Origin of the sequence: Microvirga brassicacearum (assembly GCF_008757455.1) — a bacterium.
Taxonomy (GTDB): domain Bacteria; phylum Pseudomonadota; class Alphaproteobacteria; order Rhizobiales; family Beijerinckiaceae; genus Microvirga; species Microvirga brassicacearum.
This window is the reverse complement of record NZ_VCMV01000025.1, coordinates 83,188-108,806: the sequence shown is the minus strand read 5'-3', so window position 1 is coordinate 108,806 and position 25,619 is coordinate 83,188. Positions and strand designations below refer to the sequence as shown.

The 25,619-nt window shown below is 63.6% G+C and carries 24 protein-coding genes; 13 read left to right on the top strand and 11 right to left on the bottom strand.

Annotation, left to right across the window (positions count from 1 at the left end; all coding sequences use genetic code 11):
- Positions 1 to 111 precede the first annotated feature (111 nt).
- Positions 112 to 276, top strand: a complete 165-nt coding sequence (locus FEZ63_RS24835) for a hypothetical protein (protein WP_153245860.1) — start codon at positions 112 to 114, stop codon at positions 274 to 276.
- On the opposite strand, the gene FEZ63_RS16285 is transcribed toward FEZ63_RS24835, so the two are convergent.
- Both FEZ63_RS16285 and FEZ63_RS16280 read right to left on the bottom strand, forming a co-directional pair.
- Positions 273 to 803 carry a dihydrofolate reductase family protein gene (locus tag FEZ63_RS16285; RefSeq protein ID WP_150946358.1) on the bottom strand — a complete coding sequence of 177 codons (531 nt, stop codon included), beginning with the start codon at positions 801 to 803 and terminating at the stop codon, positions 273 to 275. The two genes, FEZ63_RS24835 and FEZ63_RS16285, sit on opposite strands and share 4 nt — an antisense overlap.
- A gap of 350 nt (positions 804 to 1,153) precedes the next feature.
- Positions 1,154 to 1,579, bottom strand: a complete 426-nt coding sequence (locus tag FEZ63_RS16280; protein ID WP_244622832.1) for a MerR family transcriptional regulator — start codon at positions 1,577 to 1,579, stop codon at positions 1,154 to 1,156.
- A 370-nt stretch (positions 1,580 to 1,949) separates the two neighbouring features.
- Here FEZ63_RS16280 and FEZ63_RS16275 point away from each other — a divergent pair, with 370 nt between their 5' ends.
- From FEZ63_RS16275 to FEZ63_RS16265, 3 genes are all read left to right on the top strand, one after another.
- Positions 1,950 to 4,901, top strand: a complete 2,952-nt coding sequence (locus tag FEZ63_RS16275) for a tetratricopeptide repeat protein (RefSeq protein ID WP_150946355.1) — start codon at positions 1,950 to 1,952, stop codon at positions 4,899 to 4,901.
- A gap of 105 nt (positions 4,902 to 5,006) precedes the next feature.
- Positions 5,007 to 5,936, top strand: a complete 930-nt coding sequence (locus FEZ63_RS16270; RefSeq protein ID WP_150946353.1) for a sulfite exporter TauE/SafE family protein — start codon at positions 5,007 to 5,009, stop codon at positions 5,934 to 5,936.
- Positions 5,933 to 6,694, top strand: coding sequence for a TIGR02186 family protein (locus FEZ63_RS16265; RefSeq protein WP_150946351.1), 762 nt, complete (start codon positions 5,933 to 5,935; stop codon positions 6,692 to 6,694). The genes FEZ63_RS16270 and FEZ63_RS16265 overlap by 4 nt, the downstream gene beginning before the upstream one ends.
- Positions 6,695 to 6,705: 11 nt before the next feature.
- Here FEZ63_RS16265 and pdeM read toward each other — a convergent pair whose 3' ends face one another.
- Both pdeM and FEZ63_RS16255 read right to left on the bottom strand, forming a co-directional pair.
- A complete protein-coding gene (gene pdeM / locus FEZ63_RS16260) occupies positions 6,706 to 7,407 on the bottom strand; it encodes a ligase-associated DNA damage response endonuclease PdeM (protein ID WP_150946350.1) in 702 nt (233 codons plus the stop codon).
- Positions 7,404 to 9,920: a ligase-associated DNA damage response DEXH box helicase gene (locus FEZ63_RS16255; RefSeq protein WP_244622831.1), complete on the bottom strand. Its 2,517-nt coding sequence runs from the start codon at positions 9,918 to 9,920 to the stop codon at positions 7,404 to 7,406. Before FEZ63_RS16255 ends, pdeM begins: the two co-directional genes overlap by 4 nt.
- Before the next feature lie 122 nt (positions 9,921 to 10,042).
- Between FEZ63_RS16255 and FEZ63_RS16250 the strand changes: the two genes are divergently transcribed.
- On the top strand, positions 10,043 to 10,867 hold the full coding sequence (locus FEZ63_RS16250; RefSeq protein WP_150946348.1) for an SDR family oxidoreductase: 825 nt from the start codon (positions 10,043 to 10,045) through the stop codon (positions 10,865 to 10,867).
- A 1-nt stretch (position 10,868) separates the two neighbouring features.
- Here FEZ63_RS16250 and FEZ63_RS16245 read toward each other — a convergent pair whose 3' ends face one another.
- Positions 10,869 to 11,798: a class I SAM-dependent DNA methyltransferase gene (locus FEZ63_RS16245; RefSeq protein WP_150946346.1), complete on the bottom strand. Its 930-nt coding sequence runs from the start codon at positions 11,796 to 11,798 to the stop codon at positions 10,869 to 10,871.
- 65 nt (positions 11,799 to 11,863) lie between these two features.
- Here FEZ63_RS16245 and FEZ63_RS16240 point away from each other — a divergent pair, with 65 nt between their 5' ends.
- The 4 genes from FEZ63_RS16240 to FEZ63_RS16225 all read left to right on the top strand — a co-directional run bounded on the left by FEZ63_RS16240 (position 11,864) and on the right by FEZ63_RS16225 (position 15,887).
- Positions 11,864 to 12,922 (top strand): ligase-associated DNA damage response exonuclease, encoded by a 1,059-nt coding sequence (locus tag FEZ63_RS16240; RefSeq protein ID WP_150946344.1) that lies wholly within the window; start codon positions 11,864 to 11,866, stop codon positions 12,920 to 12,922.
- A complete protein-coding gene (locus tag FEZ63_RS16235; RefSeq protein WP_150946342.1) occupies positions 12,919 to 14,652 on the top strand; it encodes a cisplatin damage response ATP-dependent DNA ligase in 1,734 nt (577 codons plus the stop codon). The genes FEZ63_RS16240 and FEZ63_RS16235 overlap by 4 nt, the downstream gene beginning before the upstream one ends.
- Positions 14,649 to 15,107, top strand: coding sequence for a secondary thiamine-phosphate synthase enzyme YjbQ (locus FEZ63_RS16230; RefSeq protein WP_150946340.1), 459 nt, complete (start codon positions 14,649 to 14,651; stop codon positions 15,105 to 15,107). Before FEZ63_RS16235 ends, FEZ63_RS16230 begins: the two co-directional genes overlap by 4 nt.
- Positions 15,108 to 15,200: 93 nt before the next feature.
- Complete coding sequence (locus FEZ63_RS16225; protein ID WP_244622830.1) at positions 15,201 to 15,887, top strand: response regulator; 687 nt, start codon at positions 15,201 to 15,203, stop codon at positions 15,885 to 15,887.
- Here the strand turns inward: FEZ63_RS16225 and FEZ63_RS16220 are convergent.
- Positions 15,884 to 16,825: an alpha/beta hydrolase gene (locus tag FEZ63_RS16220; protein ID WP_150946337.1), complete on the bottom strand. Its 942-nt coding sequence runs from the start codon at positions 16,823 to 16,825 to the stop codon at positions 15,884 to 15,886. The genes FEZ63_RS16225 and FEZ63_RS16220 overlap by 4 nt on opposite strands.
- Before the next feature lie 94 nt (positions 16,826 to 16,919).
- Here FEZ63_RS16220 and FEZ63_RS16215 point away from each other — a divergent pair, with 94 nt between their 5' ends.
- Both FEZ63_RS16215 and FEZ63_RS16210 read left to right on the top strand, forming a co-directional pair.
- Complete coding sequence (locus tag FEZ63_RS16215) at positions 16,920 to 17,180, top strand: DUF6460 domain-containing protein (protein WP_150946335.1); 261 nt, start codon at positions 16,920 to 16,922, stop codon at positions 17,178 to 17,180.
- Positions 17,181 to 17,189: 9 nt separating this feature from the next.
- The gene (locus tag FEZ63_RS16210; protein ID WP_150946333.1) at positions 17,190 to 18,527 is read left to right on the top strand and encodes an MATE family efflux transporter; all 1,338 of its coding nucleotides are present in this window, start codon (positions 17,190 to 17,192) and stop codon (positions 18,525 to 18,527) included.
- Here FEZ63_RS16210 and FEZ63_RS16205 read toward each other — a convergent pair.
- Complete coding sequence (locus tag FEZ63_RS16205) at positions 18,524 to 19,609, bottom strand: quinone-dependent dihydroorotate dehydrogenase (RefSeq protein ID WP_150946331.1); 1,086 nt, start codon at positions 19,607 to 19,609, stop codon at positions 18,524 to 18,526. The genes FEZ63_RS16210 and FEZ63_RS16205 overlap by 4 nt on opposite strands.
- On the bottom strand, positions 19,606 to 19,950 hold the full coding sequence (locus FEZ63_RS16200) for a DUF952 domain-containing protein (RefSeq protein ID WP_150946329.1): 345 nt from the start codon (positions 19,948 to 19,950) through the stop codon (positions 19,606 to 19,608). Before FEZ63_RS16200 ends, FEZ63_RS16205 begins: the two co-directional genes overlap by 4 nt.
- Before the next feature lie 158 nt (positions 19,951 to 20,108).
- On the opposite strand from FEZ63_RS16200, the gene FEZ63_RS16195 reads away from it, so the two are divergent.
- Positions 20,109 to 20,741 (top strand): S24 family peptidase, encoded by a 633-nt coding sequence (locus FEZ63_RS16195; protein WP_150946327.1) that lies wholly within the window; start codon positions 20,109 to 20,111, stop codon positions 20,739 to 20,741.
- 24 nt (positions 20,742 to 20,765) lie between these two features.
- Here the strand turns inward: FEZ63_RS16195 and FEZ63_RS16190 are convergent, their stop codons facing one another.
- Together FEZ63_RS16190 and FEZ63_RS16185 are read right to left on the bottom strand one after the other, a co-directional pair.
- On the bottom strand, positions 20,766 to 22,499 hold the full coding sequence (locus FEZ63_RS16190) for a lysine--tRNA ligase (RefSeq protein ID WP_150946325.1): 1,734 nt from the start codon (positions 22,497 to 22,499) through the stop codon (positions 20,766 to 20,768).
- Positions 22,500 to 22,632: 133 nt separating this feature from the next.
- Positions 22,633 to 23,442 (bottom strand): transporter substrate-binding domain-containing protein, encoded by an 810-nt coding sequence (locus tag FEZ63_RS16185; RefSeq protein ID WP_244622829.1) that lies wholly within the window; start codon positions 23,440 to 23,442, stop codon positions 22,633 to 22,635.
- A gap of 142 nt (positions 23,443 to 23,584) precedes the next feature.
- On the opposite strand from FEZ63_RS16185, the gene FEZ63_RS16180 reads away from it, so the two are divergent.
- Positions 23,585 to 25,477: a glycosyltransferase gene (locus FEZ63_RS16180; RefSeq protein WP_162419761.1), complete on the top strand. Its 1,893-nt coding sequence runs from the start codon at positions 23,585 to 23,587 to the stop codon at positions 25,475 to 25,477.
- Here FEZ63_RS16180 and FEZ63_RS24830 read toward each other — a convergent pair.
- Positions 25,420 to 25,593, bottom strand: a complete 174-nt coding sequence (locus FEZ63_RS24830; protein ID WP_153245859.1) for a hypothetical protein — start codon at positions 25,591 to 25,593, stop codon at positions 25,420 to 25,422. The genes FEZ63_RS16180 and FEZ63_RS24830 overlap by 58 nt on opposite strands.
- Positions 25,594 to 25,619 lie beyond the last annotated feature (26 nt).

Here is a 25,619-nt window from a genome sequence, read left to right as displayed (position 1 = left end):
TCGCGTGCCGGAATCAGCAGGTGAACGACCTGCCGAAAAGATAGTTCATATATAAACTATCGAGCTGTGGTTGGGAAGGGGCGGCCTGCGCTTTGGGCGCCCGAGGGTGCCATGGTGCAAGATTCTCACGAGTTCGTCGGCGTGCGAGTCTTCAGGGCGCGCACTGGCATCACCGTCGATCGCAAGTGCCTGCAGGTGATCGTTGGCGACCGCAACAGCCCCAGAAGCACGTCTGGCGCGCTTCGGCGCAGTCCGCCTGGCGAGACGCGCGACTAAGCGGGAACGTACGTCAACCTAATCACATCCTCGCCAACGTGATCGGTGGAAACAAGGCGGAGTGGTGGCCGCGGGCCGGCGAAGAATGGCTTGCCGCGACCGAGCACGACGGGATGGAAGTAGAGTCGATACTCATCAACAAGACCAAGGTCGGTGAGGCTTCGTGCTAGGTCTGGTCCGGAAACTGCAATCTCCCCGACGAGCCGGGCCCTCAGGCCACGTATCACCGCCTCGATGTCATCCTCGACAAGTGTGGCGTTGGGGCCGACGGACTTTAACGAGCGCGACACGACCCACTTCGGTTGGCGCCGCCACGCCGCCGCGAACTCGCGTTGCTCCGCGCTCCACTCAGGACGGTCTTCGTCCCAATAACGCATGATCTCGTACATGCGGCGACCGTACACACTGCCCGTCAGGTCGCGCGCTTGCTCGATCCAATGACGAAAGAGCGCGGGGCCTGTCTGCATCTCCAGGTGGTCGACGTAGCCGTCCAGGGACTGGTTCATTCCAAAGACGAGCTTCGCCATGCTGCAAAATCTCCACCGCAGGGTATTCAGAATAGCCTGAGGCGACATTACGCAAAAGTGAGGCTGGGTATAGATTGCGCGCCGCTTTGTCGGAGTGACGAATAGCCAAAGGACCGCTAACCAGCCCTCGCGCGAAATTGAGCAAGCCACAACCTCGTCTCGCCAGCATTACGAGTGGCACAAGCCCTGCTCTCAACTTGAAGCGGATTCGGCTCATCATGGAGCGACCGCCACCGCCTGAGCAGGGCGGCGACCATCGGCCATGCGAAACATGGCCACAAGCCACGAGACTCAGAGGTAAGGGGTTTCCGCTGGTCAGAAAGCGCCGCGGTTGCGAGGAAAAAGGTGCCTCAGGCAGCGACGGCGAGGCTGGCGCGCCGGCTTCTGAGCTCCACCAACGCTTCGTCGATTTCCCCCCGCTGCTGCTCCAGGTGACGGATCTGGTCTTCGATCTTGTCGAGCGACAGGTTGAGGTTCGCGGCAGCGCCGTCGGCGATCCGATCCTCGGCGAGCATGGCGCGGATCTCCGTGAGGGTGAAGCCGAGCTGCTTGCCCTTGAGGATCACCGAGAGACGGTCGCGATCCCGCAAATCGTAGATGCGTGCGGTGCCGTCGCGCCGCGGAGACAGGAGCCCGCGATCCTCGTAAAATCGGAGCGTCCTGAGAGTGACGCCGAACTCGCGGGCGAGATCGCCGATCGTGAAGGAGCGATCGCTCTCCGTCGGCACAGCAGCCTCTTTGGCCCCGCCAAAGCTTTCATGCATTGCACTGGTCATCAAAATCCCCATCAAACGGTCTTCTTGTACGAGCAGCCGCTTACGCGGCCCGCACCACATCGATTTTGATACTTCATAACATAAATCGCGGTAATCGCAAGACCCGACGATTCAAAGTTACATTGCGCCGAAGCAGCGTTTCGCTGCGGGATACCGAAAAGGAAAGAGCGGACGGTTTCACGGCCCCGCATCGGCTTAAATGTCCTCACCTTAACGGCTTTTTTACCACGCCCGGCGAAAGCTGAGGCGTCGGCTCGCTGATTCCCGAAGTCCCGCACTTCGCCGCCCCGGGGATTGGCCTGCCGCCGCGACGGACGCTTGGTGTGGGGCCGCGCCGCTGTCGGAAAAATCAATCCCCGCAGGCGCGGCCATGAGACGACCCGTTCTCGCGAACCTCGAAGAGCTCGACCCGGTGACCCGTCACGCGGCGGAGGCAGCTGCGCGCAGAGCGGGCTTGCGCCTCGAGGATTGGGTCGGCGAGATTCTGGCTGATCGCCTGGCGCGCCAGGCCCCGTCTGCTGAGCGCCGGACTAGCGCCGACAACCTGGACGCGATTATCGACCGGATGGCGCAGGTTGCGCGGCGACCCGCCAAAGACGAGACCGACGCCCCTGCGCGGCCCGCCAGCGCCGTCGAATCACTCGCCCGTTGGATCGCGATGGCCGAAGAACGGCTCGACGATTCCGTGCGCCATTCGGCAGATTCGCAGAACCGGATGGCCTCGGCCATGTCTGATGCTCTTTCGGCGCTCAAGGACCGCCTCGACGCGGTGGAACGCCGCGAGCGAGCGCCGGCCCGGATCGCGTTCCCGGTCGAGGAGGCGGCCAAGGTCCTGTCTCCGCTCGCCGATACCCTGCTCGGTCTGCGGACGGACGTCTCCCGGTTGGCCGAACGCCTCGATCAGCCATCCGCAGCCCCGTGGGTCCCCGCGGTCGACAGCATTGGTTCACAGATCGAAGACCTGAAAGTGGCTCTCGCCGCCCTGGCGACCCGAGACGAGCTCGAAGCCCTCAATGGCAGCCTCCAGGGTCTTTCGAGAGACCTCGACAAGAGGCCGTCGGGCACCGCCGTGCTGACGCTTGCGGGTTCCATTGCCACGCTGCACGGCCAAGTCGCCGATCTTTCGGACGAATTAAGGCACGGCGTCCATGTCAGGATCGGGGCGGAGATCGAAGGCATCGAGCGCAAGATCGATCGGCTGGCGGAGAGCGGCGTCGACCGGTCGGTTATCGATTTTCTCAGCAGCCAGATCGTCGACATGCGGCACGACCTCGCCAATCGCGCCGAGCCGCGGCAGATCGAGCGCCTGTCGATCGAGGTCGCGGCGCTGACGACCCAGATCGCCGAACTGCGCTCGACCCAGGTCGGGCGCGCGGATTTTGCCTCCCTGAGAACAGCGCTCGAAAAGGTCTGCGGCGCGCTTGCCGACAGTGTCGCCCGCCAGGAAGCGAACGATGTCCCGGACCAGATCCGCGGTCTCGGCGACAAGCTTGACGCCCTCGCCCGCCGGCCGGAACGCGAGCCCGCCAATCTCGAACCGATTGCGGCCCAGTTGACGCTTCTGACCGAACGCATGGCCTCCGCCACTGAACGGCGTTTTGAGGAAAACGAGACGGTTCAGGCGCAATTCGATCGTCTCTCGAGCCAGATCGGACAGGCGCTCGAGGCCTCTTCGGTGCAGGTTCCTCTGTGGGAGCGGTTCGAGGCGCTCGAGACCGATCTTCGCCAGATCGGCGAACGAGCCGACACGTCGCGTGTGGAATTGCTGGTCCGTGCGCTTCACGACAAGCTCCAAGCGACAGCATCGCCCCCTTCGCTCAAGGCGCTCCAAGACGAGGCGGCGGCGATTGCCGAGCAGGCGGCGAAAGCCGCAATCCGCGAAATTCGGCCCGGAAGCGACATCGCATCGGGCGAGGTTGCGGCGCTCAAGCATGGCTTCGCGGAGTTGAAGTCGCTGCAGAACCGCGCCGACAGCAAGACCCACCAAACCCTTCGGGCTGTCCACGAGGCTTTGGAGGTGCTCGTGGCGCGTTTCGCCGATCAGGACCTCGCGGCGCGGGCGCCGATACTCGCCAAGTCTCACGACCGACAGCAACCGGCTGACCGGCTCGAGGCGGCGGTTCGACGCCTCCATGCGGCCGCCCTTTCCCAGATCGAGGAGGTTTCGGCAACCTCGGGCAATTCTGGTTCCGCCCCCGCCCAAGGCGGCGTCAGTCCGGAACAACGCAGGGTGCTGACGAGCATTTCCGGGCAGGAACCCGATCTCGGCAATGTCCGCGCCAGCTTCATTGCGGCCGCCCGCAGGGCTTCGCAACCGAATACCGCGAGCGAGGCCGAGCCGCAGGCCCCGGATGAGCTTGCCGCCTCTCCGAAGGGAGGCGCCGAGACGGCGCCCTCGGACGCCCATCCGCTATCGACGCCTTCGCTGATCGAGCGCATCCGCAAGACCTTCGAGGGCCAACGCCGGCCATTGCTCTTCAGTGTCGCGCTGCTTGGACTGGTGACTGGGACTGTGGCAATCCGGTCCCATGCATCGATATCCGGAACGGTTGCGCCGGTCGCGGATATCGCGCCCGAAGCCGTTCGGCCGACAACGGACCAAAGCGCATCGCTCATCCAGGCGCCAAGCCTGCCGGCGACCGCAATACCCGTCGACGCCGCCGCTTTCGCCGATTTGCCGAGGGCGATTCCGGACGCATTGCGGCGCGCGGCCTCCACGGGAAACCCCATCGCTCTTTACGAAATGGCAAATCGCCTCGACCGCCCGCATGATCGAGCGGACGCCGCGCAACTGTTCGAACGGGCGGCGCAGGCCGGTCTCGCGCCGGCGCAGCAGCGTGTAGGCGCGATCTACGAACAGGGCTTGGGCGTCGAACGGGATCTGCCGCGCGCAATAGGCTGGTACGAGCGGGCGGCCCAAGGCGGCAATGTGCAGGCGATGCACCGCCTTGCCACCCTTCTCGCCTCTCGGGGCGACCCGGATTATGCAGCGGCGTTCCGGTGGTACACGGAAGCGGCCGAAGGCGGATTGCGGGACAGCCAGTTCAATCTTGGCGTCCTTCTGACTCGGGGCCTCGGCACGCCCCGCAACCTTCCCCGTGCCTATCAGTGGTTTGACGTCGCGGCACGGCAGGGCGACGCGGAAGCCGCCGACAAGCGCGACGAGATCGCCAAACGATTGGCGCCGCCCGCGCTCGCCGCCGCGAAATTGCTCTCCGAACGGTGGCGTGCGCGACCGATCGACCGCGCCGCCAACGAGGTCGAGTGGTCCGGCGACGAACGTACGGCAGGGATCGAGCCTCCATTGGCCGGAAAGACGTGAGAAAGCGCCCATCCGGTCAGCTTTCGTTCAGGACGCGATCCTTAAGGCTCGCTGGGCGAAACTCTCAACAACCGTCGTGGCTGCACCGGCCATAGGGGAACCGGGGTGCAAATTTATCTGCCTATCGCTGAAATGCCCGTAAGCGTTCTCCTGATCCTTGGAATGGGTGCAGCGGTCGGTTTCATCTCTGGCCTGTTTGGTATCGGCGGCGGCTTCCTGATGACGCCGCTGTTGATTTTCCTCGGCATTCCGCCGGCCGTAGCGGTCGCCACGCAATCGGCCCAGATCGTCGCCTCGTCCACCACCAGCGTTCTCAACGCCCTTCGTCGCAACGCCCTCGATTTGAAGCTTGGAGGCGTGCTGGTCGCCGGCGGCTTCGTCGGGTCCGCGCTCGGCGTGTGGTTTTTTGCGGCGGCGCGCCGGGCAGGTCAACTCGACCTCGTCATTGTGGTTTCGTACGTGACGCTTTTCATGGTCGTCGGAAGCCTGATGCTCAAGGAAAGCGTCAGGGAGTTCTGGACCAAACGGCGCGGCGGTGTCGTGCGGGTCAAACGGCAGGCGGGTGAGCACGCACCGTATCTGTTCTGGCCAATGCGCATGCGGTTCTACCGCTCGAAACTCTATGCCAGCGTCATTCCGATCCTCGGATTTGCACTCTTCGTCGGCTTTGTGGGCGCTTTGCTGGGGATCGGCGGCGGGTTCATCATGGTGCCGGCCTTGCTCTACATCTTCCGTGTCCCCACGAGCATCGTCGTCGGCACGTCGCAATTCCAGATCGTCTGCACGACGCTGGTATCACTGGTCCTGCATGCGGTGGCAAACCAGGCCGTCGATATCGTGCTGGCAATGCTGCTCATCGCGGGGGGCGTCTTCGGCGCCCAGTTCGGCGCCCGGGCCGGTCGCAACCTGAGAGCGGAGCTTTTCCGGTTCCTCCTCGCGCTCCTGCTTTTGGCGGTCGGCATCCGCTTCTCCCTTGAACTCGTCCTCACCCCAAACGAAATCTTCTCGATAACCACGCAGGAGATGCGCACGTGAGGCTCGCCGGTTCGCTCCTCCTTCTCGTGTTGAGCTTCGGCAGCGCCTCCGCCGAAACGCTCGTCACGTCCCTGTCGAGCCACCGTGTGCTGATCAACTCCAACTATACCGGCACCTCCATCGCCTTGTTCGGCGCGATCGAGCGCGACGCGCAGACGATCTCGCGCGGGACAGGCTATGACGCAGTCGTCACCGTGCGTGGTCCCCCGCAATACCTGGTGGTCCGCGAAAAGGAACGCTTCGGCCCCTTATGGCTCAATCGGGAACAGCAAAAGTTCCCCAATGCGCCTGCTTATCTCAGCGTCCTGAGCTCCCAGCCGATCAGTGAGATCACCAGCGATCAGTTGCGGCAACGGCAGAAGATCGGCCTGCGGGCAATCATCAATTCGCCCGACTTCACCAATGACCGGAAGGGCGCCGATGAGCCGTTCCGGGAGGCCCTGCTTCGATTGAAGAAGCAGGAAGGGCTTTATGTCGAGGATGATCGCGCCGTGGCCTTTCTGACGCCGACGATCTTCAAGGCCAATATCCCCCTTGCCCCGACCGCGCCGCCGGGAAACTACGACGTGGAAGTGACGCTGCTTGCCGATACGGTGATCCTGGCGCGGACCCTCACGCATTTCGAACTGGTCAAGACGGGGTTCGAGCAACAGGTCGGCGAGGCGGCGCACGACTGGAGCTGGCTTTATGGATTCTCGACCGCGTCCCTGGCGCTGCTCTTCGGCTGGATCGCCAACGTCATCTTCAGACGGGATTGAGGGTTTGCCGCTCAATCCCTGCAGAGCATCGCGCGCGCAATCGCGAAGATGCGCTCGGTCCCGATGAGATGCGCGGTAAACCCGACGGGGAAGAGTGGAACGAACGCCTGATCACACACGTTCAGGCCGCCCGCATAGGCGCCGAGCGCCGGCATGATGCAGCGGGCTTCATCGGTCAGGAAGCAACGGCGACGGGTCGAGCGGCCGCGCATCACCACCTTTCCGACGGGATGAAAATGGCCGGCAATTTCCGAACCGGCGCCTTCGACGGGCTCATGACGCAGCGTCAGCGGGCCAACTTCGATTTCATGCACGACCTCTCCGCCGATGCTCGCCGGAAGAGTGTGGTCGTGATTGCCGGTGACCCAGATCCAGTCCCGCCCGTGCTGAACGTCAGCCAGGGTCGAGCGTTCGGCGTCCCCGAGCCGGTCCGGACCGCCGATATCATGAAAGCTGTCGCCCAGGGCGATCACCACCCGCGGATCGAACCGCGCGACGGCGGCACACAAGGCTTTGAGGGTTTCGCGGGTGTCGTAGGGCGGCAGCATCATGCCGCGAAGGGCGAACGAGGAACCTTTTTCAAAATGAAGGTCGGCCACGAGCAGCACATCGTGCTCCGGAAGATAGATCGCCCCCGTCAGATCAAGCACCATGGCGCAGCCCTGCACCGCGATCTCGCTGGTCGCGTGTTTGATCTTGAGCAATGCGGTCACGCCATGGCCTCGTCGAGGAGAGTCGCCTCCGCTTCTGCGAGGATCTCGTCCGCATCGTCGCTATAGACGCGTTCGCGGCCGATCTCCAGCATGACGGACACGCCCAGGGGAGAAACCCGGTCGAGCGGCTTGTGGATGATTCGCCCCCGGATCCGTCGAAGCAGCACGCCAAGGCGCCTCACGTCGAGAAGCCCTGTTGCCGCATCCGCCCGCGCGGCGCGCAGAAGCACGTGATCGGGCTCATGCCGGCGCAGCACGTCATAGACCAGATCGGTCGAGATCGTGACCTGACGCCCGGTCTTCTGCTGGCCGGGAAATTTCCGCTCGATCAGCCCCGCGATGACAGCGCATTGGCGGAACGTGCGCTTCATCAGCGCCGCTTCGGCCAGCCAATCCTCGAGATCGTCGCCCAGCATGTCTTCGGCAAACAGGTCATCGAGGAAGCCTGGCTCCCGTGCAACACGCGCCGCAACATCGACCGCTCCCCAGACGGCAAGACCGTAATCGTTGGCGACGTAGCCGAACGGCTTCAGACCGGCGCGATCCATTCGCCGCGTCAGGAGCATGCCGAGCGTCTGGTGCGCGGGCCTGCCTTCGAACGGGAAGCAGGTCATGTAGTAGCGCCCGCCGCGCGGAAATGTTTCGACGAGAAGATCTCGTTCGCCCGGCACGGCCGAGCGCCGCCGCTGCTGCAGCAGCCACTCGGTCATCTGGTCAGGCAGCCGATCCCATTCGAAGGGATCGGCGAGGATTGCGCGAACGCGCGCGGCCAGAAAGGTCGAAAGCGGAAATTTGCCGCCGTCATAGGCGGGGATCTTCGGGTCGGTTCCGGCCGAGGCGCGTGTCACCAGCACCTCGTCCTCGACGATGCCTTCGAAACGCAGGATCTCGCCTGCGAACAGAAAAGTATCCCGCGGGGTCAGCGTTTCGGCAAAGTATTCTTCGATTTCGCCCAGGATCCTGCCACGGGGGAGCACGGTGCCGGGTCGCGCGCGGGATGCCTTACCGAGGCGAACCTTGATCATCGTCGCCTCGACGATGGTGCCGACATTGAGCCGGTATTGCTGGGCCACCCGGGCATTGCGGACCCGCCACAGCCCATCCTTGCCCTTGACGATCTTGGCGAACCGCTCATAGGCGCGAAGGGCATAGCCGCCGGTGGCCACAAAGGCGACGCAGGCCTCGAAATCCTCCCATGTCAGGCCCGCATAGGGTGCCGCGGAGAGCACTTCGTCGTAGATCTCCTCCAGGCGAAAGGGCTCGGCGCAGGCGACCCCGAGGATGTGCTGGCAAAGCACGTCGAGCGCCCCGATCCGCGCATCGGGCGTATCCTGCGCCGCCTCGTGGACCGCATCGAGCGCCGCCCGGCATTCGAGGATCTCAAACCGGTTGGCGGGCACCAGATAGGCTTTCGAGGGCTCGTCCATGCGATGGTTGGAGCGCCCGATCCGCTGCATAATGCGCGACGCCCCCTTCGGCGCGCCCACATTGACCACCAGATCCACGTCGCCCCAATCGATGCCGAGATCGAGGGTGGCGGTACATACCACCGCCTTGAGCTTGCCCGCAATCATCGCCTCCTCGACCCGCCGCCGCTGCGACACGTCGAGGGAGCCATGGTGAAGGGCGATCGCCAGGCCATCTTCGTTGAGCTTCCAGAGTTCCTGAAACGTATATTCGGCCTGAAGCCTCGTGTTCACGAAAACCAGCGTCGTCCGGTGTTCCCCGATCAGGTCGTAGATGGTCGGCATCGACAGGGCGGCGGTGTGCCCGGCGAGCGGCAGATGGTCGTCGATATCCAGCATGCGGATATCCGGGTGCGCTCCACCCTTGACGATCACCAGATCGGCAAGCCGACCCTTCTCTCCCTGGGGCACGAGATAGCGCCTCAGGTCGTCGGGCTCCCGGACCGTTGCCGACAAGCCGACCGTCGTCATCTGCGGGGCGATCGCGAACAAACGGGCGAGGCCGAGCGACAGGAGATCGCCGCGTTTCGAGGTCACCAGCGAATGCAACTCGTCGAGCACGACGCGGCGCAAACCGCCGAACAGCTCCCTCCCGTCCCGATGCGCCAGCAAGAGGGCCAGTTGCTCCGGGGTCGTCAGCAGGATATCGGGCGGTTTCTCGATCTGCCGCGCGCGCTTGTGGGATGGCGTGTCGCCGGTTCGGGTCTCGATGCGGATTGGCAAATCCATCTCCCGCACGGGCGCTTCGAGATTGCGGGCGATATCGGTCGCCAGGGCCTTCAGGGGCGAGATGTAGAGGGTGTGGAGCGAGGGGCTCTTCCTGGTTTTGGCGGGCCTGGTTTCGGACAATTCCACGAGGCTCGGCAGAAAGCCCGCCAATGTCTTGCCGGCCCCGGTCGGCGCCACCAGCAGGACCGAATGGCCCGATCTCGCTTTTTCCAGCAGTTCAAGCTGGTGCTCGCGCGGCTCCCAGCCTCGGGATTTGAACCAGTCGTGAAAATGCCGGGGAAGAAGGGAACGCGCGGGTTTGGCCATCGGCAAGAACATAGGCACGAATCCTGCCTTCGCCATGCAGTCTTTATCTTACGATGTGGATGCCGCAAGCGGCAGCTTGCTCTCTGACAGCGGCGGGGCCAGGCTTGCGCGACGCCAACAAGAGATAACCCACCATGAAACCTCCCCTTTCGTCGCTCCAGAACGCCATCGCCGTCGTCACCGGGGGAACCCAGGGCCTCGGTGAAACCATTGCCCGGACACTGGCCGAACGGGGCGCCGCCGGGCTGGTGATCTGCGGCCGGAATGCGGAACGCGGCAAGGCCGTCGCCACGGAGATCAGCGCGCAAGGATGCCGCACGGAATTCGTGACCGCCGACCTTGCCGATGTGGATCAGGCGCGGGAGGTCGCAAAGCGGGCCGACAGCGTGTTCGGTCGGGTGGACATCCTCGTGAATGCGGCCGGGATGACGGATCGCGGCACCATTTTCGATACGTCACCTGAATTGTTCGATCGCATGTTCGCGGTGAATGTCCGTGCGCCCTTCTTCCTGATGCAGGAAGCCGCCAAGATCATGCGACGCGAGCGGATCGAGGGGGCGATCGTCAACATTCTGTCGATGTCCGCTCATGGCGGCCAGCCGTTCATTTCCGCCTATTGCGGCTCGAAAGGGGCGCTCGCGACCCTGACCAAGAACGCCGCCTTCAGCCTGATGCCTTATCGCATCCGGGTGAACGGGCTGAATATCGGGTGGATGAACACGCCGGGCGAAGACCGGATCATGCGGACCTATCATGGGGCGCAGGACGGATGGCTCGACAATGCGGTCAAGGACCAGCCCTTCGGCCGCCTGCTCGATCCGGCGGAAGTGGCGCGCACCGTGGCGTTCCTTACCAGCCGCGAATCCGGGCTGATGACCGGATCGATCATCGATTTCGACCAATCGGTCGTCGGCTGTTACGAGGACGCGCCGCATCCCTCAAAGCCGACCATCGCCTAGATCAAGCCCGTCGCTGGAGGACCGCGATAAAGCCCGGCACCGGCTCGTCCCGATCCTGCCTGACCGAGACCTCTTCGAACAGAAGGCTTGTCAAGCCGGCATCGGCCGCCAGCCGCGAGAGGGCGTCGCTGGAATGGGCATAGCGACCATCCGCACCGAGGATGACCCCGGTGCCGGAATGCGCCTGCACCGTATAAGCGAGCAGGCCGCCTTCCTTGAGCACCCGATGGGATTGCGCGAAGACTTCGTCCAGAGCCGAGAGGTAGATCAACACATCGGCCGCAACCACGAGATCGGCAGTCTGCTCACCTTGCTCGCTGAGGAAGCTCGTCAGGTGACCCTCGTGCAGGGCGGTGTAGAGGCCGGCCTTGCGGGCTTGCTCCAACATGCGGCCAGAGAGGTCGACCCCCTCGATGGTGTCGTAGCGGCCAACCAGGGCCTTGGCCATGAGCCCCGTGCCGCATCCCAGGTCGATCACCCGGGCAAACCGCGAAGGCGCCCGGGCACCGGCCCGCTGAAGCGCATCCATCACCCGTTCCGGCCCGCAATACCCCAAGCCGTCCGTGAGGTGTCGATCGAAGCGGGGCGCATAATTGTCGAACAGCGCGCGCACATAGGCATCGGTGATGGCGGCCTGGGGATCGAGTGCGCCAAGACGCGCCAGATCGAGTCTCACCCCGAGTTCGTCCTCCGGCGCGAGCGCGAGGGCCTGGTGGAGAGCATTGATTGCCTCCCCGGGCCGGTCGAGCGCCGCCAACGCCCTTCCCTTGAGGGCATGAGCCGCCGCAAAATCGTGAGCCCGCTCCAGCACTTGCTGCGCGAGATCGGCCGCCGACACGAAATCCTTCTCGGCGAAGGCGGCGCGGGCGTACTCGTAGCGACCGTCGGCACGGGCGTCGCCGGAGGTGCGAAGACTGACAGAATGGGACATTGTATCCGCATGCGGCAGCGGGTGGGCGCTGTCAACGGCCGATTGGCCGCCTATATTCTCGGGCCATGGCACGGCGTTCCACCGAGATCCTGACCCAGACCCCGCAAGGTCTTTATTGTCCGCTTGGCGACTTCCACATCGATCCGGTTCGGCCGGTTGACCGGGCCCTCATCACGCACGGCCATTCGGACCACGCCCGTTCGGGCCATCGCTCGGTGCTGGCGACCCGCGAGACGGTTCTGATCATGGCGATCCGCTACGGCGAAGATTTCGCCGGGAGCACGCAGGCTGCGCCGCTTCGCGAAGATATCCGCATCGGCGAGGTCACCGTCCGCTTCACGCCGGCCGGCCATGTGCTGGGCTCGGCGCAGATCGCCATCGAGGCCGGCGGGACACGCATCGTGGTCTCGGGAGATTACAAGCGCGCGTCGGACCCCACTTGCCTGCCTTACGAGGTCGTTCCCTGCGACGTCTTCATCACCGAGGCGACCTTCGGCCTGCCGGTTTTCCGCCACCCCGACACCCGCGACGAGGTGAAAAAGCTGCTCGATTCCGTCGCGTTGTTTCCTGAACGGGCCCACATTGTCGGCGCCTATGCGCTGGGCAAGGCGCAGCGGGTCATGGCCCTGCTCCGCGAGGAAGGTTACGACCGGCCGATCTACCTCCATGGCGCGATGGAGCGCCTGACCGAATTCTACAAAAGCGAGGGCGTGCCGCTCGGCGACACACCGAAGGTCGGCGCCACCGAGCGCGGCAGCCTTGGTGGCGCGATCATCGTCTGCCCTCCTTCGTCGCTGCAGGACCTCTGGTCACGCCGCTTTCCCGACCCGGTTTCCTGTTTCGCCTCAGGCTGGATGCGGGTTCGCGCCCGCGCGCGCCAGAAGGGTGTCGAGCTGCCGCTGGTCATCTCCGACCATTCCGACTGGGACGACCTCTGCGGCACAATTCTCGAAACGGGCGCCGGCGAGGTCTGGGTTACGCACGGACAGGAAGATGCGTTGGTGCATTGGTGCGAAACACGAGGCCTCCAGGCGCGCCCGCTGCACATGCTCGGCTATGGCGACGAAGGTGAAGCCGAGGAACCGTTCACACCCTGGGTCGCGATGGAGCAAAGCGCTCCATGAACCGCTTCGCCGCCCTGCTCGATCGTCTCGCCTACGAACCTCGCCGCAACGCCAAACTGCGGCTCCTGGTCGATTATTTCAGCCACACGCCTGATCCGGATCGGGGATATGCGCTCGCAGCCCTCACTGGTTCGCTGATGTTCAAGGAAGCCAAGGCAGGCCTGATCCGCGGCCTTGTCGAGGAGCGCACCGACCCGTTTTTGTTTCGCATGTCGTACAATTATGTGGGCGATCTCGCGGAAACGGTCGCGTTGATCTGGCCCGGACCGGATGGCGATATCCGTTCGACCGATGGCGGTCCTGCGCCGGTCGGCCACAATCACCCGCCGCTCCACGTCCCCACCCTCACCGAGGTGGTCGAGACATTGGCGACAGCAAGCAAGAGTGATCTCCCGGCGCGTATCGCCGCGTGGCTCGACGCGCTCGATGAAACCGGCCGCTGGGCGCTTCTCAAGCTCATTACGCGCGAGTTGCGGGTCGGAGTATCGGCGCGGCTTGCAAAGACCGCCGTCGCGCAACTCGGCAGCTTCGAGCCTGATGAGGTGGAGTTGATCTGGCACGGCCTCGCAGCACCCTACGAGGAGCTGTTCGCCTGGGCGGAGGCCCGTGGACCGAAACCGGAATCGAACAACCCCGCGCCGTTCCGTCCACCGATGCTGTCGCACCCGCTGGAGGACGAGGACTTCACGAAGCTCAATGCGGGGGATTTTGTCGGCGAGTGGAAATGGGACGGCATCCGCCTTCAGGCCGTGGCGGGGCTCGCAAGCGACGGCAGAGCGGTTCGGCGGATCTATTCGCGAACTGGCGAGGACGTTTCGCGCGCCTTTCCCGATCTTGTCGAAGCGCTGACATTCGAAGGCGCGATCGACGGCGAATTGCTGATCGTGCGGGATGGACGCGTGCAGAGCTTCAACGTGCTGCAGCAGCGCCTCAATCGCAAGGCGGTCACGCCGAAACTGATCGCTGATTTTCCGGTGCATCTGCGCGTCTACGACATTCTCACCGAGAACGGGCAGGACCTGCGCGATCTCTCCTTTGCCCAGCGCCGCAAGCGTCTCGAGGCGCTTGTCACGCGCCTTGACGATCCACGTATCGAATTGTCGGCCATCGTGCCGTTCTCCTCCTGGGAGGATCTTGCGGCGGCGCGTACCGACCCGGATTCAGTCGGCGCCGGCCTGGATGCGGACGCGATCGAGGGCTGCATGATCAAGCGCGCGGACAGTCCGTATCTTCCCGGACGTCCGAAAGGTTACTGGTACAAGTGGAAACGCGATCCATACCTTGTCGATGCCGTCATGATGTATGGACAGCGCGGGCACGGAAAACGCTCGTCGTTCTATTCCGACTACACCTTCGGCGTCTGGCGTGACGGGCCGGACGGCGAGGAACTGGTGCCGGTGGGGAAGGCCTATCACGGTTTCACCGACGAGGAATTGGGAAGGCTCGACCGCTACGTACGCAACCACACCGTCAACCGTTTCGGCCCGGTCCGCGAAGTTGAATACGGCAAGGACAAGGGGCTCGTCCTCGAAGTGGCTTTCGAAGGTTTGCAACGTTCGACGCGACATAAATCCGGCGTCGCTATGCGTTTCCCTCGCATCAGTCGTATTCGCTGGGACAAGCCGGCCGGAGAGGCCGACCGGATCGAGACCCTGGAGAAGATTCTCAAGCGCGGCGAGAAGGAAATCCATCCGCTCAAGGACAGTCAATCGAAAGGTCCACCACCATGAGCACTCCGGTGATCGAGACACTGGCCGAAGGCAGCGTGACGCAACAAGTGACCGGACGGCTGCTGATCGACACGAAAGGGCCGGGATTCACGGAGCTGACGGAGGCGGCCGAGCGCTGGGTTCTCGCCACAGGGCTCCTGCAGGGCGTGCTGACGATCCATTGCCGCCACACTTCCGCATCATTGCTCATCCAGGAGAATGCCGACCCGGATGTGCGGCAGGATCTCATGACCGTTCTCGACCGTCTGGCGCCGCGGAATGCCGGTTATGTTCACACCACCGAGGGTCCGGACGACATGCCGGCCCATATCCGCACGATGCTTTCCGCAACGAGCCTGAGCATTCCTGTTCTCGACGGCCAGATGGTGCTCGGGACCTGGCAGGGCATCTACCTCATTGAACATCGCGACAGGCCGCACACCCGCGATATTGTGTTCCACCTCATCGGCGCGTGACCGCCGCCGGACGAGGGTTTTGATGACAAAATCGTGGATTTTCGGCCTGCCTTGCTATTTCATGACGGTTCCGGTTAAGGCTCAGGAGGTTGCGTGGGGGAAGACAGGGTGCAGGGCCAGAACACCACGATCGTGATTGCCGACGACCATCCGCTGTTTCGCGGCGCGTTGCGGCAGGCCGTCGGTTCGATCATGCCGAAAGCCCGGGTGATCGAGGCGAACGGCATGGAGGACCTGAACACCGTGCTGGGGCATGAGCGCGACGTGGACTTGATCCTTCTCGATCTGACCATGCCTGGCGTTCAGGGCTTTTCGGGACTCATGACCCTTCGAGCCCAGCATCCGGAACTACCCGTAGTGATCGTGTCCGCCACCGAGGAGGCGACCGTCATCCGTCGCGCCATGGAATTCGGCGCCGCCGGCTTCATCCCGAAATCCATCGATATCGACAGCATCGGCGGCGCCATCGAGGCAGTTCTCGCCGGTGACACCTGGACCCCGCCCGACGTCGATCTCGACGCCGCCGAGGACAAGGAGACCGCCGACCTCGTCCGCCGCCTCGGCACTCTTACGCCGCAGCAGGTTCGCGTCCTCACCATGCTGTCCGAGGGGCTCCTCAACAAGCAGATCGCCTACGAACTCAGCGTCTCCGAGGCAACGGTGAAAGCGCATGTTTCGGCCATTCTCGACAAGCTCGGGGTCGATAGCCGGACACAGGCGGTGATCGCCGCGGCCAAGATCGGCGTCACACAACGCCCCTCCCCCGCCAGCGCCGATTAAAGCGCCGTCAGGAATCTGTCGATCCGCGACAGCGCCGCTTCCGAAAGCCTGCTGTCGAAGCGGATGAACACGTGACAGCCGCCGGGCCAGATGGCGAGATCGGTACGATTGCCGGACGAGGTCCACCGCGCGGCCATGAAAAGGCTGTCGTCGAGCAGCAGGTCCTGTGTGCCCACCGAGAACAGAGCCGGCGGCATTCCGCTGAGATTCGCGTAGAGGGGTGAAATGTCGGGATCCCGCCGATTGCGGTTCGGCCCGCACAGATTGTCGGCGAACATCCGGACATCGCGCGTGTTCAGGATGAGCTTGTCGCTTCCCCAATTGGCGACGCTGGGTGTCAGCGTGAGATCGTAGCAACCGGCGAAGAGGTTGGCGCCGCGAAACGGCGTGAGATCATGCTTGTCGCGCAGGCGCAGCAGCGTGACTGACGCAAGGTGCGCGCCGGCGGATTCACCACCGATGAAGAGACGGTCGGTTCCGAAACGCCGCTTCGCTTCGCGAATGAGCCACAGGGCCGCCGTCTCGCAATCATCCGGCGCCGCCGGATAGGGATCTTCGGGAGCGAGCCGGTATTCGACGGACACGACGGCCAGTCCGCAGCGATCCACAAGGCGATCGAGCCAGGGGTCCTGCTCGTCGGCGGTGCCCCAAGTCCAGCCGCCGCCATGAATATGGAAATAAACCCCCGTCGGATCGGGCGGAGCGATGATCCGCAACGGGATTGGCCCGCCGGGACCGTCGATTTCGGTAACCTTCGCCCGTTCGCTCAATGCCATGGCGGGGAACGGGCCGAGGCCCTGGCGGCGGCGCTCTCTTACCACCGACGGCGGGACCGACCAGGTATCGGGCAGGTTCGAGAGCCTGGCGAGGATATCGGCATTCTGGGCGCGAATTTCGTCGCTGATCGCAGCCGGGTCGAAGAGAGAGGGGTCGATCATGAGAGACTCAGGGTGTTGCGTTCATCGTCGACCCTTGCGATGAAGCACACGCCAAGGCCGAGGTCCAGCACGGCACGGCCAAGAGGAAGCGCGCATGTCGAATATGAATCGGTTTCTCGGGGGCTCCCCCGGATCCGTCCTGGCGAAACTAATCTTCCTGTCTCTCCTGGTCGGCGCATTCATGGCGTTTCTCGGCATCACGCCGTTTGGGCTTGTCGAGGGCCTCTATCACTGGATCATGTCGGTCTTCGATCTCAGCTTCGAAACCGTCGTGGAAGTCGGCCGGTGGGTGCTGTACGGGGCGATCATCGTCATCCCCCTGTGGTTGATCGCGCGCCTTTTCGGCCGCCGCTGAACTTATCCGATGGACACCCTCGCGCGCCCACGGAGAATTGACGTCAATCACCGGCGCATGCTGATGCTTGCGCTGCCCATGACCCTGTCGCACGTCACGACGCCGCTGCTTGGCCTCGTGGACGCCACGGTGGTCGGAAGGCTGGGTGAGGCGCATCTCCTTGGCGCTGTGGCGCTTGGCGCGGTCATCTTCGATTTCGTGTTCTGGAGCTTTGGTTCTCTGCGCATGGCGACCGCCGGTCTGACCGCCCAGGCGACAGGCGCGGGCGATCGGCACGAGGTCGACCGCACGCTTGCTCGCGCCCTGGTCGTCGCCGCCATGACCGGCGCATTGCTGATCCTGCTGCAATGGCCGATCGCCGCCATCGCGTTTCCAATCGTAGGGGCGAGTGCGGCCGTGACGGAGGCGCTCTCGGTCTATTTCTTCATCCGGATCTGGGCTGCGCCGTTCACGCTGGCAAATTACGTCATCCTCGGCTCGACATTGGGCAGGGGGCGCACTGATCTGGGGCTGGTGCTTCAGGTCGCCATCAATGTGATCAACATCATCCTGACCGCGACCCTGGTCCTGGTCTTCGGGTACGGCGTCGCAGGCGCTGCCATCGGTACGGCTCTGGCAGAGGCGATCGGCGTGGTCCTCGGGATTCTCGTGCTGCGCCGGCTCGGTTCGGATCCCCTATCGGTCACCTGGGCGGAAATCCTCAATCGCGCCGCGATGATCCAGACCATGGCGATGAACCGCGATATCATGATCCGCAACGTGGCGCTTATCGCCGCTTTCACGATCTTCAGCGCCATGGGCGCGCGCTCAGGCGACGTGACGCTGGCGGCGAATGCCGTGCTCTACAACATGTTTCTCATCGGCGGGTATTTTCTCGACGGGTTTGCCACAGCGGCCGAAACTCTTTGCGGCCAGTGCATCGGAGCCCGGGACGAGCGGAATTTTCGTCGCGCCGTCGGATTGAGCCTGTTCTGGAGTCTCGGCTTCGGCCTCGCCGTCTTTGCGTTGTTTTTCTTAGGCGGCGGCGCGTTCATCGACTTCGTCTCGACCAACCCCGACGTTCGCGCCTATGCGCGCGAATTTCTCGTCTACGCGGCCCTGACGCCGCTCATGGGCGCTGCAGCCTTTGCGTTTGACGGGATCTATACCGGCGCAACGTGGACGGTTGCGATGCGCAACCTCATGGTGGCGGCGTTCGCGCTCTTCATCGGTGTGCTGTTCCTCATGCGCGATGCGGGCAATGTGGGATTGTGGATGGCGTTTCTGGTGTTCCTTGCGGCGCGCGGAAGCGGACAAGCCTTCTTTTGCTCCCGTCTGACGAAAGCAACCTTCTCCCGGCTGGCTTAGAGCCTTCCCTTGGCAATGTCCGCGGCGTCCCGACCTGTGGCGGCAGCAAGCGAAATATTCTCGCTTTCAAGCGTTCGCACCAATCCGCGTTTGATTTCCCCAACGAGACCCGGTCCTTTGAAGACCATGGCCGAATAGAACTGGATCAGGCTCGCGCCTGCCCTGATCTTGACCCAAGCGGCCTCGGCGGAATCAACGCCGCCAACACCGATTAGGGGGATCTTTCGCTCCACGCGCAAAAAGGTTTCGGCGAGCATCCTTGTGGAGGGCCCGAAGAGCGGCTTGCCCGACAGGCCCCCGGTTTCTTGCGCCAGCGCCTTGTCCCTCAGGCTCGGTGGCCGCTCGATCGTCGTGTTGGAAACCGTGAGGCCATCGACACCGCGTTTCAGGGCCGTCGCCACAACTGCGTCGAGCGCGTCGAGGGACATGTCGGGGGCTATCTTCAGCAGGATGGTGGTCTTTGAGCGACCCTGATCGGCCTGATCGCGGGCCGCGATGCAGCGTGCCAAAAGGTCATCCAGGAAGGCTTCACCCTGCAAGTCGCGCAGGCCCGGCGTGTTGGGCGACGAGACGTTGATGGTCAGGAAATCGACGAGGCCGCACAATTCGCGGATGCACGCCACATAATCCGCAATGCGATCCTCGGATTCCTTGTTGGCTCCGATGTTCACACCCACGATGCCGGGCTTTCCGACGCGCCGTGACAGACGCGCCTTTGCCGCCGCAAGGCCTTCGCTGTTGAGACCGAACCGATTGATGATGGCCTCATCCTGAGGTAGCCGGAAAACCCGCGGACGAGGATTGCCCGCCTGCGGTTTCGGCACGACGCCTCCGAGCTCCACGAAGCCGAAGCCGAGCCCGAGGAGCTGGTCGGGAATTTCGCATTGCTTGTCGAACCCGGCCGCAAGGCCGACCGGGTTCGGGAAATGCCGCCCGAAGACATCGAGCCCGAGCCGCGGGTCGTCCTTTTGAGGCGGGACGAGCGGCATCAGGGACAGGCTCCTGATCGTTAGGTGGTGAGCCGTCTCCGCGTCGAGCGCATGCAGGACCCGTTTGGCCAGAGGAAACAGGGAAACGATCATGTGTCGAGATCCGGAAAGATGTGGCGGCCGTCAGCCCCGAGATCGAGCGGTCTCGTCCACAGGACAGCCGAAAGCGGCAGGGGCGCGTAGAGATGCGGAAACAGGTCGCCTCCCCGCGAGGGCTCGTAACGGAGATCCTCGCCGAGTTGTTCGGCGTCGATTGCAATCAACAGCAGGTCATTTTGGCCGGCAAAGTGCCGCGCGGCGGTTTCGTGGACCTGCGAAACAGTGGAAAAGTGGAGGTAACCATCTTGTACGTCGATCGGAGCGCCATCGAACCGGCCGCTCGCTTCCGCCTCGCGCCACAGGCTTCGTATACAGATTTTGTAAATGATCCTCATGCTATTCGGAGTAGCGAGCGGAGGCAAAAGGAGCAACCGCAAGATTAGCCAAAAATGGCGATACTTTTTTCATATTGCGCCTGACACAGAACAACCTTAATTCCTACCATTAGGTTCGGGTTCAGTGAGCTGGAACTGCCCAACTAAGGTTTACAACCATGCTGTCTCATGACCGCGTTTGGGCCGCCGTCGACGCCCTGGCTGCTCGCCACGGGATGACTGCCTCCGGCTTGGCCCGCAAGGCCGGGCTGGATGCGACAAGTTTCAATAAATCGAAACGGACCAGCCCGGAAGGTCGCGACCGGTGGCCCTCGACGGAGTCGATTGCCAAGATCCTGCGCGCAACCGGGGCGACGCTGGAGGATTTCCTGCGACTGGTGGAGCCCGGTGGTTCCCTGCGCCGGTCGATGGTGCCCCTGATCGGCATGACACAGGCTGGCTCCGGCAAGTTCTTCACCGACGAAGGCCTTCCGAGCAACGTCCCTGGCTGGGACGAGATCGATTTTCCGGATTTCGGCCAGGAGAAGGTTTTCGCGCTCGAGGTGACAGGCGATTCCATGGCGCCGCTCTACCGGGACGGCGACGTGCTGATCCTCTCGCCGACCGCAAGCATCCGCAAGGGAGACCGGGTGGTCGTTCGGACGACAACCGGAGAGGTCCTCGCCAAGGAACTCCGTCGCCGGTCGGCCAAGAGCCTGGAACTCGTCTCGCTCAACCCCGAGCATGAGGACCGCACCATCCCCACCGAGGAAGTCGCCTGGGTCGCGCGGATCATGTGGGCACGGCAATAGGCGCGGCGGCAGAGCGCGTTGCGCTCAAGCGGCGCGACCGGTGTCCCGCTCCTTGAGAAACGCCTCGTGCTCGCTGACGAGTTGGCCGGCCAACGCCTTGCGGATCAGCGCGCGCGTTTCCTTGACGCCGTAAAGCGCCACGAACGAGCCGAAGCGCGGTCCGCGCGGCTCGCCGAGCAACACCTGATAGATCGCGTTGAACCATTCGATTGAGACGCCGGGACGCTCGGGCGTCGCGCCCTTCGCCTTCAGGTCCTGATAGCGTGGCACGGAGCGGCCGACATTGTAGATCTCCTCCTGAATCGCCTCGGCGGTCATCGGGCGCTCGCCAGTTTCAAAAGACGCCAGCACATCCGCCAACTTCTGCAAGGCGGCAGCTTCCACCTCGTCGGGCAGCCGATATGTTTTCTGAGGCTTGACGAAATCCTGAAAATATCGGCCCGCGCCCCGCACCAGCAGATCGAGGCGGGGATGCGTTTCGGGCGAGACGCCCGGCGCATACCGGCGAATGAAGCCCCAGAGCACTGACGGCTCCTCGGAATTCGCCACCGCCACGAGGTTCAGCAGCATCGAGAACGAAATCGTCGTTCCGGGCTGGTTGCCGCCACTTGCCGCCAGGAGCTCCGGCGCCGGCGGCTCGCCCGCATGAAGGTGCCAGACGGGGTTCATGAGACGCGCTTTCGCATCCTGCGTCTGATACCTTTCGAGAAAGGTCAGATAATCGTCGACCTGCCGCGGAATGACATCGAAGAACAGGCGCTTGGCCTCACGTGGCTTGTTGTACATGAACAAGCTGAGACTGTCCGGCGTGCCATAGGACAGCCATTCGTCGATCGTCAGGCCGTTGCCCTTCGACTTGGAAATCTTCTGTCCCTTTTCGTCGAGAAACAGCTCGTAATTGAATCCTTCGGGCGGCAATCCACCGAGCGCCTTGGCGATCTGGCCGGACAGCTTCACGCTGTCGATGAGATCCTTGCCGGCCATTTCGTAATCGACCCCGAGTGCCACCCATCGCATGGCCCAGTCGGGCTTCCATTGCAGCTTGGCGTGCCCCCCCGTGACCGGCGTCTCGAAACGCTCACCGGTATCCGGATCCCGCCATACGATCGTTCCGGCCTCGGCTTTGCGCTCCTCGATCGGCACCTGCATCACGAGCCCGGTTTTCGGATGGACGGGCAGGAACGGCGAATAGGATTGCTGGCGCTCCGCGCGCAGCGACGGCAGCATGATCTCCATCACTGCGTCATAACGCTCAAGCACCGTCAGAAGCGTCTTGTCAAAGCGGCCCGCCTTGTAGCATTCCGTGGCCGACAGGAACTCGTAATCGAAGCCGAACGCATCGAGGAATTCCCGCAGGCGCGCATTATTGTGGTGGGCAAAGCTCTCGAACTTGCCGAATGGGTCGGGGACCTGCGTCAGGGGCTTCCCGAGCGAGGCTGCCAAAAGCTCCTTGTTGGGGAGGTTGTCGGGCACCTTGCGCAAGCCGTCCATGTCGTCCGAGAAAGCGATCAGGCGCGTCGGGATCGTGTCGCCGGTCAGCACGCGGAAGGCGTGGCGCACCATGCTGGTCCGCGACACCTCCCCGAACGTGCCGATATGCGGCAGGCCCGACGGTCCGTAACCGGTCTCGAACAACGCTTCTTTCTTGCCGGTCCGTTTGAGCCGCTCGACAAGCTTGCGCGCCTCCTCGAAAGGCCAGACATTGGCCGTCTGGGCGGCGTCGACAAGGGCTGGATCGAAACGAGTTGACTGGGGCATCGGACCGGAACTGTTGGAAACGCGGCACACTAGAGCATGATGCCGAAAAGTGTGAAGCGGTTTTCGGCCGGTATCATGCTCCAGGGGTGAAGCACAGTGATCTAGAGAGCGGGTCGTCCCCGGTCAATGCGGCTTAAAAGGGACTGACCGGGAAGAAGCGCAGATAAAGCTCCGCATATTTGCCCTCTTTCCAGAGCTGCTGGAGCGCGTAATCGAACGCCCGCCGTAAAGTCTCGTCGTCCTTGCGGACGATGAAGCCCGTTCCCTCTCCGAAGAAGCGGCTCTCGAGATAGGGGCCACCTGCGAAGTCGCAACATCCCTCCGATTCCTCACCGTTGAGCCAAAGCGATAGACCGAGGCCGTCGGCAAAGACGTAGTCGATCTCTCCCGCCTTGAGAGCGTTCTGAGCATCCGTCAGAGCGGGAAAGGCCTTGAAGGTGGCCTTCGGGGCGAATGTCTTGGCAAACGCCTCCTGGGCGGTCCCCGCGACCACGCCAACGCTCTTACCCGGCATGGAATCCGCCTGCGGAGGAGGCTGCTTCCGGTCGCGCCGCACGGCGAAACGGGCCGGGATCTTGAAGTACGGGCCTGTCACGGCAAAGCGCTCCCGCAGGGACGCGGTCGTTGGAATGGCCGCCGCGACCACGTCGCCCTGACGATCCGCGAGGGCATCCAGAAGCAGGTCGAAGCGCCGCACCTGCACCGTGCAGGTGATCGCAAGCCGCTCGCAGGCCGCCCGGGCGAGTTCGACCGAAAAGCCAGTCGGGTTGCCATCGGGGCCGGAGAAATGAAGCGGCGGAAAGTCGTCGTCGATCAGGAATCGGATCGTTCGGAGGCCGACGAGGTCGGGCCGCTCGATTTGAACACGCGGATCCCAAAAATTGGGAATGGCGACCTGTGCTCGCGCGGGAAAAGCTAAGGCGGCGCCGAGCGCAGCCGACACGAGAACGCTTAGGAAAAGGCGGTTGCTCCAGATCCGACTATGTAATAGGATAACATTCATTTCGTCTGGACCACCGAAACCTTTTGTCACCTGCCGAAGATCCGTTCCTGAACGAACCCCGCATTGGCGGCCCGAGCCGACCATGAAGCATGGTCTAGCCGAGAGCCCCGGCCAGTCAACTCTACGCCCCCTCCACCTGCCTGTAGAACTTGGTTTTCTGTTGGGTCGGGGTTTTACCCTCGACGAACTCCGCCAGATCGCGATCGGCGCTGCCCATGCCGGCGTCACAGCGGACCGCTTCATCCTCGCGGCGGACATTATCGACGAGACCGCCTGTTACCGGGCGCTCGCGCTGGAACTTGCCCTGCCCTTCACGGATCGTGGACGGGTGTCGCAGAGGGCCCGCTTTCCGGAAAGCATCCAAGCGGGATTGGCTCCCCTCGCAATATCGGCCGGCGGGTTTCTCCTCGCGCCGCAGGGCGCAATGCTGGTCAGGCTCCTGCAGCACCGCCATCTTCAGGGCGGAGGCGCGGTGGTGACGACGCCGTCGGCGCTCCGGCGCGCGGTTCTCGAGACCAAGGCCGGCTCCATCAGCCATCAGGCGTCCCATGCCTTGCCGGAATGGCGAGTGGACCTGTCGAGCCGGGACGGTTGGCTCTGGCGCCAGTTGGCTTGGCTCTGTCTGGTTCTCCTGGCGCTGGTGTTGAGCACGAGTTTTGGCCGCTACACGCCCATCATCGGCCTTGCGATCGCGGCGAGCCCTCTTTTTCTCGGGATGGTGGTGACTCGATTGGCCGCCTGCCTTCTCGCCAATCCGCCCGAACCCGCCGCAAGGCCGCGTCGCGCGAAAGATTCGGAGCTTCCTTCGTATACGGTGATTGCGGCGCTCTACCGGGAAGGCGCGGTCGTTCACAAGCTGATCGCCGCCCTGTGCAACCTCGATTATCCGCGCGAGAAGCTCGACATCATGATCGTGGTCGAAGCCGACGACCGGGAGACGCGGGCGGCACTGGCTGCCATCCGCCTGCCGGGACATATGGCCGTCGTCGTCGCCCCACCGGGCTATCCGCGCACGAAACCGCGGGCGCTCAATGTGGCGCTCCCGCTCGCGCGCGGCGATCTCACGGTGGTTTATGATGCGGAGGACGACCCGGATCCCTATCAGCTTCGATTGGCCGCGGCGTCCTTTGCGGAGCTGCCGCCGGATGTGGGCTGCCTTCAAGCGCGCCTCACCATCGACAACACCCGCGATACATGGCTGACACGGATGTTCACGGTCGAATACGCCGCGTTGTTCGACGTCTTCAACCCGGGTCTCGCGTTGATCGGCAGCCCCATTCTTCTCGGCGGAACATCGAATCATTTCCGCACCCACACGCTGAAGGCCATCCGTGGTTGGGATGCGTGGAACGTGACCGAGGACGCCGATCTCGGGATCAGGCTGGCGCGCCTCGGCTATCGGGTCGCGGATCTTCCGTCTTCGACGCTGGAGGAAGCGCCCAGCACCCTCGCGGCCTGGATGAGACAACGAACACGCTGGATGAAAGGCTTCATCCAAACCTGCATCGGCCATTCGCGGCATCCACTTCAGACGGTCCGGCACCTGGGGGTATGGCGCGCCTATGGGGCAATCACCGTGACGTTGGGCCCCGTGCTGAGTGCGCTCGGCTATCCGTTCTTCAGCGCCTTTGCGCTGCTTCTCTGGTGGGACGAGACGGGCGCCGGTTGGAGCCTGATCTGGCGCGCTTTCAGCGCGACGCTTTTCGTGCTGGGCATCGCCGCGATTTATGTGCCGGCGATTGTCGCGCTTTCGCGGCGCGGCCTATGGCAATTGCTGCCCTGGACGCTTCTGCTGCCGTTCTATTACCTGCTCATCAGCATTGCTGCGTGGCGAGGCCTTTGGGAATTGATGTGGACGCCGTTCCGGTGGAACAAGACGCGCCATGGCCTCGCCCGCACGACGCGGCGATTCCCGCCTCAGAAGCACCAGGCGAGGGCTGCCAGAACCATGTCGTTGAACACCGCGCCACCCTGACGCCACCAAAGTATTCCGCCAGCGCCGATCAGACACGCAACCGCGCCGCCGATCAGCAGGCGGACAAGCCAAGCCTCGCTCGTTGTGCGGTGGTGGGATTCGGTGTGTGTGCTCATCAGGATCTCAAAGTGAAGCGCGGCCA

Bases quoted from the DNA above. Each gene is read 5' to 3' on its own strand.
- FEZ63_RS24830 (WP_153245859.1), bottom strand. From the start codon at position 25,593: ATGAGCACACACACCGAATCCCACCACCGCACAACGAGCGAGGCTTGG.
- FEZ63_RS16190 (WP_150946325.1), bottom strand. From the start codon at position 22,499: ATGCCCCAGTCAACTCGTTTCGATCCAGCCCTTGTCGACGCCGCCCAG.
- FEZ63_RS16215 (WP_150946335.1), top strand. From the start codon at position 16,920: ATGTCGAATATGAATCGGTTTCTCGGGGGCTCCCCCGGATCCGTCCTG.
- FEZ63_RS16230 (WP_150946340.1), top strand. From the start codon at position 14,649: ATGAGCACTCCGGTGATCGAGACACTGGCCGAAGGCAGCGTGACGCAA.
- FEZ63_RS16250 (WP_150946348.1), top strand. From the start codon at position 10,043: ATGAAACCTCCCCTTTCGTCGCTCCAGAACGCCATCGCCGTCGTCACC.
- FEZ63_RS16280 (WP_244622832.1), bottom strand. From the start codon at position 1,579: ATGACCAGTGCAATGCATGAAAGCTTTGGCGGGGCCAAAGAGGCTGCT.
- FEZ63_RS16200 (WP_150946329.1), bottom strand. From the start codon at position 19,950: ATGAGGATCATTTACAAAATCTGTATACGAAGCCTGTGGCGCGAGGCG.
- FEZ63_RS24835 (WP_153245860.1), top strand. From the start codon at position 112: ATGGTGCAAGATTCTCACGAGTTCGTCGGCGTGCGAGTCTTCAGGGCG.
- FEZ63_RS16275 (WP_150946355.1), top strand. From the start codon at position 1,950: ATGAGACGACCCGTTCTCGCGAACCTCGAAGAGCTCGACCCGGTGACC.
- FEZ63_RS16195 (WP_150946327.1), top strand. From the start codon at position 20,109: ATGCTGTCTCATGACCGCGTTTGGGCCGCCGTCGACGCCCTGGCTGCT.
- FEZ63_RS16210 (WP_150946333.1), top strand. From the start codon at position 17,190: ATGGACACCCTCGCGCGCCCACGGAGAATTGACGTCAATCACCGGCGC.
- FEZ63_RS16285 (WP_150946358.1), bottom strand. From the start codon at position 803: ATGGCGAAGCTCGTCTTTGGAATGAACCAGTCCCTGGACGGCTACGTC.
- FEZ63_RS16240 (WP_150946344.1), top strand. From the start codon at position 11,864: ATGGCACGGCGTTCCACCGAGATCCTGACCCAGACCCCGCAAGGTCTT.
- FEZ63_RS16245 (WP_150946346.1), bottom strand. From the start codon at position 11,798: ATGTCCCATTCTGTCAGTCTTCGCACCTCCGGCGACGCCCGTGCCGAC.
- FEZ63_RS16235 (WP_150946342.1), top strand. From the start codon at position 12,919: ATGAACCGCTTCGCCGCCCTGCTCGATCGTCTCGCCTACGAACCTCGC.
- FEZ63_RS16220 (WP_150946337.1), bottom strand. From the start codon at position 16,825: ATGATCGACCCCTCTCTCTTCGACCCGGCTGCGATCAGCGACGAAATT.
- FEZ63_RS16255 (WP_244622831.1), bottom strand. From the start codon at position 9,920: ATGTTCTTGCCGATGGCCAAACCCGCGCGTTCCCTTCTTCCCCGGCAT.
- FEZ63_RS16180 (WP_162419761.1), top strand. From the start codon at position 23,585: ATGAAGCATGGTCTAGCCGAGAGCCCCGGCCAGTCAACTCTACGCCCC.
- FEZ63_RS16205 (WP_150946331.1), bottom strand. From the start codon at position 19,609: ATGATCGTTTCCCTGTTTCCTCTGGCCAAACGGGTCCTGCATGCGCTC.